Raw genomic sequence first — 12,671 nt, 5'->3', positions numbered from 1 at the left:
GCGGGTATCAGTCGGACGAGGCGGCCTCGCTGCGTCGGTACTGGGAGATGCCCTGCCGGTGGACGATGCCCGTATTGTTCGCGACGTTTTCAGTGATCGTCCGCAAGGCATCGCTAGTTCCGTCTTCCTCTTTCAGCACTGTCGGCTTCCCGCCGTCGCCGCCCTCCCGGACGGCCGGATCGAGCGGGATCGAGCCCAAGAAGGGCAGATCGTGTTCGTCGGCGAACTCCTCGCCGCCGCCAGAGCCGAAGATGTCGTGTTCGCCGCCACAATCGGGACAGGCAAAGGTCGACATGTTCTCGGCGATTCCGAGCACCACGGTATCGTGTTTGGCGAACATCTCGAGACCTTTGCGGGCATCATCGAGGGCGACCTCCTGTGGCGTCGTGACGATAACCGCACCGGTGACGGGCATGGTCTGGAGCATCGTCAGCTGGGTGTCGCCAGTCCCCGGCGGGAGGTCGACGACGAGATAGTCGAGATGGCCCCACTCGACGTCTTCCGTAAGCTGAGTGATGACCTTGTGGACCATCGGGCCGCGCCAGATGACCGGGTCGTCCTCGCCGGTGAGGAAGGCCATGCTCATCAGCTTCACGCCGTACTTTTCCGGCGGGACGAGCGTTTCGTCTTCGGTGGCCATCGGCGGCTCGTCGGCGTCGACCATCCGCGGGACGTTCGGCCCGTAGACGTCGGCGTCGAAGAGGCCGACGCGGGCCCCGAGTTGCGAGAGGCCAGCGGCGAGGTTGACCGCGACGGTCGATTTGCCGACGCCGCCTTTCCCGGAGGCGACGGCGATGACGTTCTTGACGTTCGGCAGCACCTGTTCCTCGCTCGAGAGGTCGTCACGATCGGGAATGCTCGCGGTCAGGTTCGGGTCGATCCCCTCGGCGGTCAGGACCTCGCGAATCTCGGCAGCGATGTTGCTCTCGGCCGGGGAGTAGGGCGCACCCAGCGCGAGATCGATGTCGACCTCGTCGCCGTCGACGCTGATGTCGTTGACGAGTCCGAGCGACACGATATCGTCGCCGAGTTCGGGATCGTCGACCGTCCGGAGGCGGTCGCGTACGGCGGCTTCGTCCATGTCCGTAGGTACTGCCCGGCGTCGAAAAGGGTTGTGTTCGATTGAGGTGTCGCCGGACAGTCGCTCGAGACGAGAGAATTGTCCACGGAAAACATAGCTGCCTATCGCCGGGCGCTCACTGGCGTGTGACCGGTCGTTGCTGCCCTGTTATGACCAGTCGTGGACGATCCCGATCAGCCCTTGAAATCGAACCGCGGCCCACCGTAGGTCGGCGGGTCCGGCTCGAGTTCGACACCCTGCTCGTAGCGCACGAAGTTCAGATAGAACGGCCGGCCACAGCCCTCGACGGGTTCGCCCTCGAGGTCGGTAACTGGGCCGTCCTCGCCACAGAGGAACTCGATTCCATCCGCGTCCGCGAAGTCTTCGTCCGGACTTGCGTACTCCCAGCCCGGCTGGGGGATCGTGGTCACGGATCGATCCGCGAGATCCGGCTGGCGCTCGACGCTTACCACGGCTCCGCAGTGTGGACAGGTGTACCGGACGGTGACGGTCATCGACAGCACTAGGGACCTCGAGACCGTAAGCCTGCGGGCGGCAGTGGTCGTTTGGCCGGGTGAGACGGCGTGTTCGTTCCAAACTGTTTACCCGATCGCGGATCCAGAAACGGCAATGACCGAGTTCGACCCCGAGAAGTTCGAGGAGAAATACGTCTACTACTTCGAGGAACTCGAGGCAGCGTACTCGAGTGCGTACCAACACCTCCACGGCCAGTACGATTCGACGGTGCTTCGCGCGATCGATCGGCAGATCTTGAGCGAAAGCGAGCCGTTCTACGAGGGAGACGGCGAGTTCCGCGTCGAACTGCCCGAAAATCCGCGCGAGCGGGTCGGCGCAGTGGCCGATCACGAACAGTTCGAGTCCGTCCTCGAGGCGTTCGTCGACCGAATCGAAACCGAGTTGCGGCAGAGATTCGGATTCGACCGAGGGCAATAACGTCTCGTGTCGAACACCACGTGACGGCAGCGGATGGCACCACCCGGAACACCTTTGCCGCTGACGGAAAACCATCACAGTATGATCGACGAGACGGCCGAGGAAATCCAGGAGATGCAGACGCACAGCTCCTCGGTGGTTGCGGTCCGCGCAGCGCAGGCCCTCGAGGAGCTGACCGACCGAGAGTTCGCCACTGTCGAGGAGTACACGCGGGCGCTCGAGCGAAACGGCACCGTCTTGCGGCGGGCGAACCCCTCGCACGCTTCCCTACAGAATGCCATCCGGGAGATCGTCGGCGACGTGGCCGACGCCGATCCCGACAGCGTCGCGGATGCAAAACGGCTCACGAGCGAGACGATCGAGGAAGTCGTCGCACGGATCGAATCCGGCAAGCGCTTAGCGGCCGAAAACGCCGTCGACGTCCTCGAGGACGGCACGACGCTGCTGACCCACGACTACTCCTCGACGGTCCTCGAGGCGATCGAGCAGGCAGTCGAGGCCGGCAAGACGTTCGACATCTACGTCACTGAAGCCCGCCCGCGGTACATCGGGCGCAAGACCGCTCGGGCGCTGTCCGACCTCGAGGGGGTCAACACCACGCTGATCACCGACAGCGCTCACGGCCTCTCTCTCGAGGAGTGCGACCGGGTCGTCGTCGGCATGGACTGTATCGTCGACGACACTCTTTACAACCGCGTCGGCACGTTCCCGATCGCGTCGACGGCCGACCGACTGGACGTCCCGGTGACCGTCCTCGGCTCGGCCTCGAAGCTCGTCGACGAGGGATTCGTCTTCGAAAACGAGTTCCGATCGGCCAGCGAGGTCATGGCCGAACCCGCCGAGGGGTTCGAGGTGGAAAACCCCGCCTACGACGCGACGCCGGTCGACTTGCTCGAGAGCGTCATTACGGACGAAGGCCGACAGACGTTCTAGTCTCGCTCCCCAAACGTCCGCGGTGAGCCTTTAGTCGGGGCAGCCCACACGACCGCATTGCGGAGTACCCGCTGGACCGCGTCGTTCTCGTAGATTGGATACGTTTCGTGGCCCGGCCTGAAATAAAAGATCCGTCCCTTTCCGCGCCGGTAACAGCAGCCGCTCCGGAATACCTCGCCGCCCTCGAACCAGCTGACGAACACTAACCGGTCGGGTTCGGGAACGTCGAACGGCTCACCGTACATCTCCGTCTTCGGGAGTTCGATGGCTTCCTCAAGGCCGTCGGCGATCGGATGGCCGGGATCGACCACCCAGAGGCGCTCGGTGCCGCCGTCCTCGCGATACTGCAGGCTACAGGTCGTCCCCATGAGCTGCTTGAAGGGCTTCGAGTAGTGACTCGAGTGAAGCGGAACGAATCCCATACCCTCGAGGACGCGCTCCTGGACGCGATCGACGACCGCGTCGTCGACGTCGTCGTGGGCGTCGTGGCCCCACCACAACAAGACATCAGTCGATGCGAGGACGTCGTCGGTGAGTCCGTGGGCTGGCTCCTCGAGCGTCGCGGTTCGAACCTCGTGGTCCGTGGCAAGCGCATCGGCAAGTGTCGCGTGGATCCCGTCGGGGTAGACGGCAGCGACCGCGTCGTCCGCTCGTTCGTGACGGAACTCGTTCCAGATAGTGACTGCGACCATGGCCACCCTGTCACTCTCCGACGGCTTATACTGTCGTCGAGTGACGGTCGATCGGCGACCAGAAACGCCGAGTAGGAAACCATATTCGTCCAATAGAGAAAGCAGTAAGACTACAGTAATATCATAATACATGAGATACAATATGTCTGTATAGATTAATCGGTCATAACCCTTATTTCGGTCGCCAACTGCCACTCCCTATGGAACGGGATCGAACACAACTGACAGCGAAATCGATGGTTTCTCATGACACGTTTTGCTTCGCTGTGGCGACCGCGGAGGGGTGGCGATGATCGGTGCCGACATCGGTGTCGGTATCGTCGGCCTCGGCGGGATGGGGACGCTCCACGCACGAAGCGTTCGCGAACTCGGTGCGGAAGTCGTCGCCGGCGTCGATCTCGTCCCGGAGCAACGCGAGCGGTTCGCTGCCGAGTTCGACGCACGGACCTACGAGACACACGAGGAACTCGTCGCAGACGAGGCAGTCGACGCCGTCATCGTGACGACGCCCAACCGCTTTCACGAACCGATCGCCGTCGCAGCCCTCGAGGCGGGGCTGGACGTCCTCGTCGAAAAGCCCCTCGCTCACTCCTTGGAGAGCGCCGAACGGATCGCCGAGGCGGCGGCTCGATCGGCGGGTATCTGCATGGTCGGCTTCCACAACCGCCACGCGGCATCGATGGCGATGTTCGAGGAACAACGGGCCCGCGACCGCTTTGGCGAGATCACCCACGTCGAAGCCAACTACGTCCGCCGGCGTGGTGTTCCCGGCCCTGGCTCATGGTTTACCGATCCCGAACTCGCCGGCGGCGGTGCCTTAGTCGACATCGGCGTTCACGCCCTCGATCTCGCGCTCTACGCGCTCGATTTCCCTGCGATCGTCGAAGTCAGCGGCGTCACGCGGACCACGTTCGGCACGCGCGAGGAAGTCGCCGATCCCGAGGGCTTCGGTGACAACTGGGATGCCGACGCCGAACGCTACGAGGTCGACGACTCCGTCAGTGCCTTCATCCGCTGTGCCGGTGGCAAGACAATCTCACTCGAGGCCGCGTGGGCGACCAACCGTGAAGAAAGCATGGACTTCCACATCCGCGGTACGAAGGCGGGTGCCCAGTTCGACATCGGCGACACGGAGCTGCGGATTCTCGAGGCCGGCACAGTCGGCCGCGACCACTACGCCGATGTCAACATGAGCGCCGACGACACGCTGACCGGCTACGCCGAACAGGACGAGGCGTTCCTCGAGACCATCGTGACAGGCGTCCCACCGGAGACCAATACGATCGACGAAGCGCTGACCGTCCAGCGCGTCATCGACGCTATCTACCGCTCGAGCGAGGCCGAACGGTCGGTGACGCTCGCCGACACCCATGTCAGCGACGCCCAGCTCGAGGAAGCGACGCGGCTCGATTAAGACTCGTTCTCGCGGTGCCGTTTTGGCGACTCGAGTTCCCAGCAAGCGCTATCGGATGCAATCCAACTCGAGACGACCCGAACCGATCGAAGAGAGCGGTCGCTGGCCGTCGGTTAAAACCGAAAAATTCGCCCGTTTCGACCGGGTTACAGTACTTCGTCGAAGTCGTGGTGGCCGTGGATGTCGACGCCCTCGTCGGTGATCTCACAGAGGAACACGCCGTTTCCGGAGCCGGTGTCACGCTCGACGGCGGATTTGATGCCGCGGGCGGCGACCGTTTTGGCTTCCTCGTTGGACATGTCGTCCTCGTAGGCCTGCTCTAAGTGCCCGTAGGCCAGTTGCATCCCGCTGCCGGTGACAGTGTAGTCGTCTTCCATGACGCCGCCGGCGGGGTCGATGCTGTAGACGTGGCTGCCTTCGTCGTCGACACCGCCAAGGATCGGGTGGATAGCGAAGAACGGGCCGCCGCGGGCGAAGTTCCCTGCGAGGGTTGCGAGCGCGTCGATGCTCATCCCCTCGCCGCGTCGGGCCTCGTAGAGGTTGACCTCAGCGCGGAGACTCGAGATGAACGACTGAGCGCCACCGACGCTGCCGACGAGGGTGAGTGCGCCGGTCGGGTGGATCTGTTCGACCTTCTGGACGTTCTTGTTCGAGACGAACCGGCCGCCGAGGCTGGCGCGCATGTCCGTCGCGATGACGACGCCGTCAGCAGTCGAGATACCGATCGTCGTCGTGCCGGTCTTGTTGACGTTGTCCAGATCGGCCTGCGTCAGGTCGTTCTGGGGCAGGGATCCGAGCTCCGGCTCGTAGGGGTTCGGATCGTCGGCCAACTGGTCGACCGTCCGGGAGAAATCGGAGTCGTGTGTGGGCGTACGCATTACCCGAAGCGTACGCCGGGGCGGTATAAAACACCGGCGGTCACCACTGTCGTTTCCGCTTCCGGCCGCCGAGCAGAGCGGCCGCTCGAGCGCCGAGTCGGCGTGTGTCTGTGGGGGCAGTGGCTCGTCGATCGGCGAGTCCGAAAATCAGTCGGCGTCGATCAGCGCTGCGTGGCTTCGTACGCGTCCTCGACGGTGGCGAGAGCGCGGTGGATCGGCAGGGTGAACCCAGCCTGTCGGGCGGCGATCGCAAGCGGCATCGCCGCGATGCCGATCACGATACAGAGCTGGTACAGTGCGAACAGCGTCGCGTGGTACACGCGGGATATCATCAGCGTTCAGTCGTGCTCAGACGGAGGCCATATATAAGTGTTGCTGAAACATGGAATATACAATGATTGTTAATTAACTATTAGGTCGACGCCTGCTTGCGATTCAACTACGGTTGCGGTGGGCACAACTCGAGTCACACTCGCGCCGATGTACGGGTATGTCGGTGGCAATTGATCCGATGATTTCTCGTAACGTATGGGAATCATCCGGCTGACGTGCGCAGCCCCGAATCAGTGGCGCGCGTCTCGAGGGGTGACAGCGCCGACGAACCGCAAGACAGGAAACCCCCCGGACCGACTACACTGTATGGGCAACTATCTCGTCGCGATGGAAGCGGCATGGCTCGTTCGTGACGTCGAGGAGATCGACGACGCGATCGGCGTCGCCGTCAGCGAAGCCGGGAAGCGACTCAACAGCGAAGACATGGACTACGTCGAAGTCGAGGTCGGTGCGACGGGCTGTCCGGCCTGTGGCGAGCCGTTCGACTCCGCCTTTATCGCAGCCGATACCGCGCTCGTCGGGCTCGCGCTCGAGATGGAGGTTTTCAACGCCGACAGTGAGGAGCACGCCTCACGGATCGCGAAAAGCGAGGTCGGTGGCGCGCTGCGGGACGTTCCGCTGTCGGTCGTCGAGGTCGTCGAAGTCCCCGACGACGAGTAAGACGCGGCTGGGTGTCGGCAACTGAACCACCCAAAACTCTTTCTATAACTACGGGTTATTGTCCGGTATGGAGCTTCCGACGCCTGCGGACCTTCGGCAACGCCGTACCGAACTCGGACTCACTCAGAGCGAACTCGCGGAGACTGCCGACGTCTCCCAGCCGTTGATCGCCCGGATCGAAGGCGGCGACGTCGATCCGCGTCTCTCGACGCTTCGGCGGATCGTCAACGCCTTGGAGAAGGCCGAAAGCGACGTCATCCGCGCCGAAGACCTGATGAACGAGGCCGTCGTTAACGTCGCCCCCGACGATCCCGTCAGCGAGGCCGCCCGGAAGATGGAAGACGAAGCCTACTCTCAGCTTGCGGTCATTCAAGACGGGATTCCGGTCGGCTCGATCAGTCAAACCGATCTCGTCCACCTCGATTCAGAGGCTCGTGACGAGCCGGTCGAAGACCACATGAGCGAGAGTTTCCCGACCGTCTCGAAAGACGCCACCCTCGACGAGATCAGCAACTTACTCGAGCACTACAAGGCTGTGATGATCACCGAGGCCGGCGAAACCGTCGGTATCATCACCGAAGCCGACATCGCTGCGCGGCTGTCCTGACCGACCTGGTTGCCGCCGCGTGGCTTGCCAGCCAGCGACTGGCAATTGGGCGATTCCTTTTCAGTCTCGAGTGAGTACTGGATGAGACCGATGGAGTACTATGATCGTCTCCTTGGGGGGATGCTCGCATCACTGCTCGTCGGAGCCGCTGTTGGGCTCCATCCCGCGGTGCGGTTCAACGTCGGACTGCTTGGCGGCGCGGTAGTCGCAACGGTGTTTCTATGGGATGCGATCGTCCGTCGACCACCGATCCCGACATCCGAACCGGGATATGCGGCAGCCGCCGTGATCTGGCACGTCGTGATTATCGCCTTTCTCATCGCTGGGCTGTGAGACATACTTGCAGCAATCGGGAACGGCGAACCGCCTTTATGCGGTTGCGAAGCGAACCGTGAGTACGTTCGTTCCATGTACGATACAATCCTCGTTCCGACTGATGGGAGCGACCACGCCGCTCGAGCGGCCGAGCAAGCCCTGACACTTGCAGACTGGTTCGACGCCACGGTTCATGCGATCAGCGTCGTCGACACGAACGCCGCGAGTGGCCTGCTCAGTTCCGGCAGCGTCCGTCGAGAGTTCATGAGCCAACTCGAGGACGGTGCCGAACACGCCGTCGAGACGGTCGAGACGATGGCCGATGGCTCGAGTGCGGTTCAGACGGCGGTTCTCCGGGGCGAGCCGAAAAAGAAGATCCTCGCGTACGCGACTGATATCGATGCCGAACTGATCGTGATGGGGACCCACGGCCGAAGCGGTGTGAGCCGCTTCGTGGCCGGCAGCGTCACTGAACACGTCGTTCGTCGCGCGGAGATTCCCGTCCTGACCGTTCGAGCGAACGAGCGAACAGAACCGGCTGACGGCTACGACGAGATCCTCGTGCCGACCGATGGCAGCGACGCTGCAGGGGCCGCAGTCGACCACGGCCTCGAACTCGCACGCGCGGCGGATGCGCGCGTCCACGCCGTCACTGTCCTCGACACCGGTGACATGGCGGCCAGTCCCACGCTCACGCCACCGACAGAGGTGCTGAAACAACTCGAGACCGAGCGCCAGAACGCGACGGACGAGATCGCAGCGCGGGCTCGAGAGGACGGGCTGGCGGCCACATCTACCGTTCTCGAGGGACAGCCCGAACGCGAACTGCTCGAATACATCGACGACCACGAGATCGACCTGGTCGTGATGGGGACCCACGGTCGAAGCGGCATCGATCGGCTGTTACTCGGGAGTACGACCGAGCGGCTGCTCAGACACGCGTCGACTCCAATTCTCGCGGTCACCCCGTCCGAAGAGGGCGACAACTAGGGACACTCCCGGACTCAGCCCCCAATCGAGTTAGCTGTGACCGGACACCGGCACCGGCTCGTAGGGCTCTTCGAGATACGCCATGTCCGACGCCGACAGGTCGATCTCGAGGGCTTCGACGGCCTGCTCTAAGTGTTCGACGCTGGTCGTCCCGACGATGGGGGCGTCGACCCAGTCTTTGTGGAGCAACCATGCGAGAGCGAGCTGAGCCATCGTCACGCCTTTCTCGGCGGCCAGTTCGGTGACTCGCTCGTTGATCTCCGGCCCACCGCCGTCGCGATAGGGGTGGTCGTACAGATGTTCCTCGGTCTCGCCGCGGGTCGTCGCGTCGATCTCCTCGTGGGGCCGCGTGAGGTAGCCACGGGCCAGCGGCGACCACGGGATGACGCCGACGTCTTCTTTCCCACAGAGCGGCAGCATCTCGCGTTCTTCTTCGCGATAAACGAGGTTGTAGTGGTTCTGCATCGTGACGAACCGCTCGAGGCCGAGCCGGTCGCTCGTGTGTAGCGCCTCGGCGAACTGGTGGGCCCACATCGAGGACGCACCGATGTAGCGGACGTGACCGCGGCGAACGGCGTCGTCGAGTGCGCGCAGCGTCGTCTCGATCGGTGTCTCGTCGTCCCAGCGGTGAATCTGGTAGAGGTCGATCGTCTCCATCCCCAGTCGCTCGCGGCTGGCCGCGAGTTCCTGTTCGATCGCCTTTCGGGAGAGGCCACCCGAGTTCGGATCGTCCTCGCGCATCTGGAAGTAGCCCTTGGTGGCGACGACCGACTCCTCGCGGTAGCCCTCGAGGGCCTCGCCCAGGATCCGCTCGGATTCTCCCTTCGAGTACATGTTCGCGGTGTCGAAGAAGTTGATCCCCAGGTCGATCGCCCGGTCGATGATTTCCTTGCTCTTTTCGTCCTCGAGGACCCACTCGCGCCAGTCGCTCGAGCCGAAGCTCATACAGCCAAGGCAGAGACGGCTGACTTCCATGCCGGTCGAGCCGAGGGTCGTATACTCCATACCGGTCGTACGCGGACGGCCGAAAAAACAGTACGTGGTGTGGCAATCGACGGCAGGTATCTACCCGCCGTCATTTTTTAGTAGGACGGAATTGTACGCTCGCGTGCCTATGGCGGACGAACACGACGAGCGAGAGACGAAACGCACCGACGACAGCGATATCGTCTCGCGTATCAAGAACGTGTTCAGCCGCAACTGATCGGACGGCATCGGGAGATCGGTCACCAACGTCCGAATGCCGTGTCCGTTTTTTGGGACTCGAAAAGGGTGCCGAGACGCGTCCTCGAGATTACCAGTGGCCGAACAGTCGCTGGAGCACGGTGCGCTCGCTCGGCCGCTCGGCGAGCAACACCGAACTGTCGACCTCGTTGACGACATCCATGTGCAGCGAGTCGGTCATCAGCCGCGAGATCACACCCTCCTCGGTCGCGCCGATGAGAATAAGCGAGTGATCCTCGGCCTGTCGACAGATCGCCCGCTCGACATCGCCGGAATCGTCGACGACGAGGTCGGCGTCCTCGAGGTCGCGTTCTGTGGCCCACTCGGTGAGGAACTGTTCGCCGCGCTCGCGGTCGTCCGGGCTAGCGACGACGTGCTGGATCGTGATCTCCGCGTCGGCGTGGTCGCGAAGCGTCCGCGCGACCTCGGCGCTCAGATCCGAATCCGGCCCGCCAGCGGTCGGGAGGAGGATACGCGAGGTGTCCAGGTCCCGATCCTTGAGGATGAGGAAGTCACAGGGGAGGTTGCTGGTCAGTTCGTCCATCCGGCCTTCGGCACGCCCCTCGCCCCACGGTCGGTCGTCTCCCCAGCCGAGGACCACGAGGTCGGCGCGTTCGCGTTCCGCGGTGTGGAGGACGTCCTCGAACGAGCGGTGGGAGACGACGGTCGACGTCTCGTAGTCGACGTCGTAGGATCGCGCTCGCTGCCGGACGGTTTCCATCCGCTGTTCGGACTCGGAGACGATCCGGTCGGTCTGTCCAGCTCCGTAGCGCATCGAGGCGCGACCCGGCATCTGGACGATGTGGACGGCGTGAACGGTCGCGTTCTCGTGGCCACTGGCCAGGGTACAGGCGAGGTCGACGATCGTCGACTCGGTCCGCGGATTCGAGATCGGGACGAGCACGCGATAGTCACCGTTGCCGGTCCCGTGGGTTTCGGCGGTGTCGATCAGCGGCACGTACGACCGGCCCACGTAGTTCCCGAACAGCCACTCCCGGATCGAGAGTTGGCGGTCGGAGCCCTCGAAGCGGGCCGACTCGAGACGGCGTTCGCTGGTCTGGAAGTAGTTGACGACGGTGACCAGCACGATGCCGCCGATGGTGTTGCCGAGCAAGACCGGGAGGACGAACTCGGTCACGCCGACGACGAGGGCGAGTTCACCGGCCAGGACGATGTAGACCATCTCGGTAAAGGAGACGACGACGTGAAACAGGTTTCCGAGCGGGATCGCGAGGAAAGCCATATAAACGACGACGAGCCGCGAGATGGTGTCCTGTGAGGCGTAGACGATCCAAACGACGCCGGCGACGATCAGGCCCGCAAACGCCGCCTTGGAGAACAGCGACCACCACGGCGTTGCGACGCCCTTTTCAGCGAGTTCCATCGCTGCGGTGGCCGCTGGCTCGTCGAAGACCCCACCCCACGACAGCGCGACTGCACCGAGGGCACCGCCCGTGAAGTTGCCCGCGAGAACGATCGTCCAGTGGCGCAACAGGGCGGGGATGCTGGCCAGTCGTTCCAGGGTCAGCGCGACGGGCGGTACCGTGTTCTCGGTGTAGAGCTGGTAGCCGCCGATAATGATGTAGATGAAGCCAAGCGGGTACAGGAGTTTGCTCAGGATCGGATGGCCGTCGGTCGACGCCGTCAGCGACGCATAGAGCAGAAACGTGATCGTGATCGAGAAGCCGGCGGCGAGACCGCTGAAGAACAGTTCGCGGCTCCCGGAGGTGACCTCCTCGTCGGCCGCGGCGACGATCCGCTGGAAGATTTCGTCGGACGAGAAACGATCGCGGACGACTGCACCGACCGCCGGTGCGCCGCTCCGTGAGCGCTCGACTGCCTCACGGACCTGTTCCTGTTCGGGGGGATCGCGGTCGGGTCGCGTCTGATCGGGCGGGCCAGGATTACTCATTGTCAGTTACGCGCCTCTAGAGGAACTAAGCGTTTAGCATCTAGCGTCGTGACACATCATCGATTGTTAACGTTATCGGCCGGTCGATCGACACCGAACGGATCGTCGAGGCGACGATCGCTCCGGCTCGAGGCGGCTATCGAACGCCCTGCGCTCGCAGCAACCCACATACGTCAGGGCCGCGTAGAATAGGCTATGACTCGAGTTCGGACCACGCGAACGCCGGACGGCCGACGGCTCGAGGTCTCGCACGTTCTATCCGTCCCCGCAGCGGACGCGTGGGACGCCCTCATCGACACGACGACGTGGCCAGACTGGTCGCCGATCGTTCACGGCGTCGAGTCGACAGACCGGCGAATCCAAACGGGAACGACCGGTCGGGTCAGGCTGCCCGGCGTCTGGGTCCCCTTCGAGATTACCGGCTGTACGGAGCGACGATGGACCTGGCGCGTCACCGGGATTCCGGCCGCCGGCCACCGCGTCGACGAACTCAGTGACGAGCGCTGCCGGGTCGCGTTCGAACTCCCGCTCCATCAGGCGGGATACACGCCGGTCAGCCTCCGAGCCTTGGAGAACCTCGAGGCGTTGCTCGAGGACAAGGACGTGGCTGTGCAATAGGCACGCGTCTCTGACTGGTGTCACAGTATCTCGTAACGATCGCAATAGCAACCGCTCGTGAGTTGTTGGAAAGACGGGGTA

The 12,671-nt window shown here is 63.4% G+C and carries 15 protein-coding genes; 8 read left to right on the top strand and 7 right to left on the bottom strand.

What is annotated here, in order from left to right:
• Positions 1 to 7: 7 nt before the first annotated feature.
• Together C476_RS03790 and C476_RS03785 are read right to left on the bottom strand one after the other, a co-directional pair.
• Complete coding sequence (locus C476_RS03790; RefSeq protein WP_008010022.1) at positions 8 to 1,081, bottom strand: Mrp/NBP35 family ATP-binding protein; 1,074 nt, start codon at positions 1,079 to 1,081, stop codon at positions 8 to 10.
• Positions 1,082 to 1,254: 173 nt separating this feature from the next.
• Positions 1,255 to 1,575, bottom strand: coding sequence for a hypothetical protein (locus C476_RS03785; RefSeq protein WP_008010020.1), 321 nt, complete (start codon positions 1,573 to 1,575; stop codon positions 1,255 to 1,257).
• A gap of 115 nt (positions 1,576 to 1,690) precedes the next feature.
• Between C476_RS03785 and C476_RS03780 the strand changes: the two genes are divergently transcribed.
• Positions 1,691 to 2,014, top strand: a complete 324-nt coding sequence (locus tag C476_RS03780; RefSeq protein ID WP_008010018.1) for a DUF5783 family protein — start codon at positions 1,691 to 1,693, stop codon at positions 2,012 to 2,014.
• A gap of 81 nt (positions 2,015 to 2,095) precedes the next feature.
• The gene (locus C476_RS03775; RefSeq protein WP_008010016.1) at positions 2,096 to 2,947 is read left to right on the top strand and encodes a translation initiation factor eIF-2B; all 852 of its coding nucleotides are present in this window, start codon (positions 2,096 to 2,098) and stop codon (positions 2,945 to 2,947) included.
• On the opposite strand, the gene C476_RS03770 is transcribed toward C476_RS03775, so the two are convergent.
• Positions 2,944 to 3,639: a ThuA domain-containing protein gene (locus tag C476_RS03770; RefSeq protein WP_008010014.1), complete on the bottom strand. Its 696-nt coding sequence runs from the start codon at positions 3,637 to 3,639 to the stop codon at positions 2,944 to 2,946. The two genes, C476_RS03775 and C476_RS03770, sit on opposite strands and share 4 nt — an antisense overlap.
• 289 nt (positions 3,640 to 3,928) lie before the next feature.
• Between C476_RS03770 and C476_RS03765 the strand changes: the two genes are divergently transcribed.
• Entirely contained in the window at positions 3,929 to 5,053 is a 1,125-nt protein-coding gene (locus tag C476_RS03765) for a Gfo/Idh/MocA family protein (protein WP_008010012.1), read from the top strand.
• A gap of 146 nt (positions 5,054 to 5,199) precedes the next feature.
• Here C476_RS03765 and psmB read toward each other — a convergent pair whose 3' ends face one another.
• Positions 5,200 to 5,931 carry an archaeal proteasome endopeptidase complex subunit beta gene (psmB, locus tag C476_RS03760; protein ID WP_008010010.1) on the bottom strand — a complete coding sequence of 244 codons (732 nt, stop codon included), beginning with the start codon at positions 5,929 to 5,931 and terminating at the stop codon, positions 5,200 to 5,202.
• Between the two features lie 161 nt (positions 5,932 to 6,092).
• Complete coding sequence (locus C476_RS18855; RefSeq protein ID WP_169319053.1) at positions 6,093 to 6,263, bottom strand: hypothetical protein; 171 nt, start codon at positions 6,261 to 6,263, stop codon at positions 6,093 to 6,095.
• 307 nt (positions 6,264 to 6,570) lie between these two features.
• Between C476_RS18855 and C476_RS03755 the strand changes: the two genes are divergently transcribed.
• From C476_RS03755 to C476_RS03740, 4 genes are all read left to right on the top strand, one after another.
• Positions 6,571 to 6,924, top strand: a complete 354-nt coding sequence (locus tag C476_RS03755; protein ID WP_008010006.1) for a DUF555 domain-containing protein — start codon at positions 6,571 to 6,573, stop codon at positions 6,922 to 6,924.
• 67 nt (positions 6,925 to 6,991) lie between these two features.
• The gene (locus tag C476_RS03750; protein ID WP_008010004.1) at positions 6,992 to 7,531 is read left to right on the top strand and encodes a CBS domain-containing protein; all 540 of its coding nucleotides are present in this window, start codon (positions 6,992 to 6,994) and stop codon (positions 7,529 to 7,531) included.
• 90 nt (positions 7,532 to 7,621) lie between these two features.
• Positions 7,622 to 7,864: a hypothetical protein gene (locus C476_RS03745; protein WP_008010003.1), complete on the top strand. Its 243-nt coding sequence runs from the start codon at positions 7,622 to 7,624 to the stop codon at positions 7,862 to 7,864.
• A gap of 75 nt (positions 7,865 to 7,939) precedes the next feature.
• Positions 7,940 to 8,836: a universal stress protein gene (locus C476_RS03740; RefSeq protein WP_008010002.1), complete on the top strand. Its 897-nt coding sequence runs from the start codon at positions 7,940 to 7,942 to the stop codon at positions 8,834 to 8,836.
• 30 nt (positions 8,837 to 8,866) lie between these two features.
• Here the strand turns inward: C476_RS03740 and C476_RS03735 are convergent, their stop codons facing one another.
• Complete coding sequence (locus tag C476_RS03735; protein WP_008010001.1) at positions 8,867 to 9,841, bottom strand: aldo/keto reductase; 975 nt, start codon at positions 9,839 to 9,841, stop codon at positions 8,867 to 8,869.
• 289 nt (positions 9,842 to 10,130) lie between these two features.
• Complete coding sequence (locus C476_RS03730) at positions 10,131 to 11,972, bottom strand: formate/nitrite transporter family protein (protein WP_008010000.1); 1,842 nt, start codon at positions 11,970 to 11,972, stop codon at positions 10,131 to 10,133.
• Between the two features lie 195 nt (positions 11,973 to 12,167).
• On the opposite strand from C476_RS03730, the gene C476_RS03725 reads away from it, so the two are divergent.
• Entirely contained in the window at positions 12,168 to 12,590 is a 423-nt protein-coding gene (locus C476_RS03725) for an SRPBCC family protein (protein ID WP_008009999.1), read from the top strand.
• Positions 12,591 to 12,671: the final 81 nt, after the last annotated feature.

Source organism: Natrinema limicola JCM 13563 (assembly GCF_000337475.1).
In the GTDB taxonomy this organism is placed as follows: domain Archaea; phylum Halobacteriota; class Halobacteria; order Halobacteriales; family Natrialbaceae; genus Natrinema; species Natrinema limicola.
The sequence above is the reverse complement of the archived record's forward strand: the minus strand, read 5'-3'. Positions and strand labels throughout refer to the sequence as shown.

Bases quoted from the DNA above. Each gene is read 5' to 3' on its own strand.
- C476_RS03790 (WP_008010022.1), bottom strand. From the start codon at position 1,081: ATGGACGAAGCCGCCGTACGCGACCGCCTCCGGACGGTCGACGATCCC.
- C476_RS03740 (WP_008010002.1), top strand. From the start codon at position 7,940: ATGTACGATACAATCCTCGTTCCGACTGATGGGAGCGACCACGCCGCT.
- C476_RS03725 (WP_008009999.1), top strand. From the start codon at position 12,168: ATGACTCGAGTTCGGACCACGCGAACGCCGGACGGCCGACGGCTCGAG.
- C476_RS03750 (WP_008010004.1), top strand. From the start codon at position 6,992: ATGGAGCTTCCGACGCCTGCGGACCTTCGGCAACGCCGTACCGAACTC.
- C476_RS03755 (WP_008010006.1), top strand. From the start codon at position 6,571: ATGGGCAACTATCTCGTCGCGATGGAAGCGGCATGGCTCGTTCGTGAC.
- psmB (WP_008010010.1), bottom strand. From the start codon at position 5,931: ATGCGTACGCCCACACACGACTCCGATTTCTCCCGGACGGTCGACCAG.
- C476_RS03770 (WP_008010014.1), bottom strand. From the start codon at position 3,639: ATGGTCGCAGTCACTATCTGGAACGAGTTCCGTCACGAACGAGCGGAC.
- C476_RS03775 (WP_008010016.1), top strand. From the start codon at position 2,096: ATGATCGACGAGACGGCCGAGGAAATCCAGGAGATGCAGACGCACAGC.
- C476_RS03730 (WP_008010000.1), bottom strand. From the start codon at position 11,972: ATGAGTAATCCTGGCCCGCCCGATCAGACGCGACCCGACCGCGATCCC.
- C476_RS18855 (WP_169319053.1), bottom strand. From the start codon at position 6,263: ATGATATCCCGCGTGTACCACGCGACGCTGTTCGCACTGTACCAGCTC.
- C476_RS03780 (WP_008010018.1), top strand. From the start codon at position 1,691: ATGACCGAGTTCGACCCCGAGAAGTTCGAGGAGAAATACGTCTACTAC.
- C476_RS03745 (WP_008010003.1), top strand. From the start codon at position 7,622: ATGGAGTACTATGATCGTCTCCTTGGGGGGATGCTCGCATCACTGCTC.
- C476_RS03765 (WP_008010012.1), top strand. From the start codon at position 3,929: ATGATCGGTGCCGACATCGGTGTCGGTATCGTCGGCCTCGGCGGGATG.
- C476_RS03785 (WP_008010020.1), bottom strand. From the start codon at position 1,575: ATGACCGTCACCGTCCGGTACACCTGTCCACACTGCGGAGCCGTGGTA.
- C476_RS03735 (WP_008010001.1), bottom strand. From the start codon at position 9,841: ATGGAGTATACGACCCTCGGCTCGACCGGCATGGAAGTCAGCCGTCTC.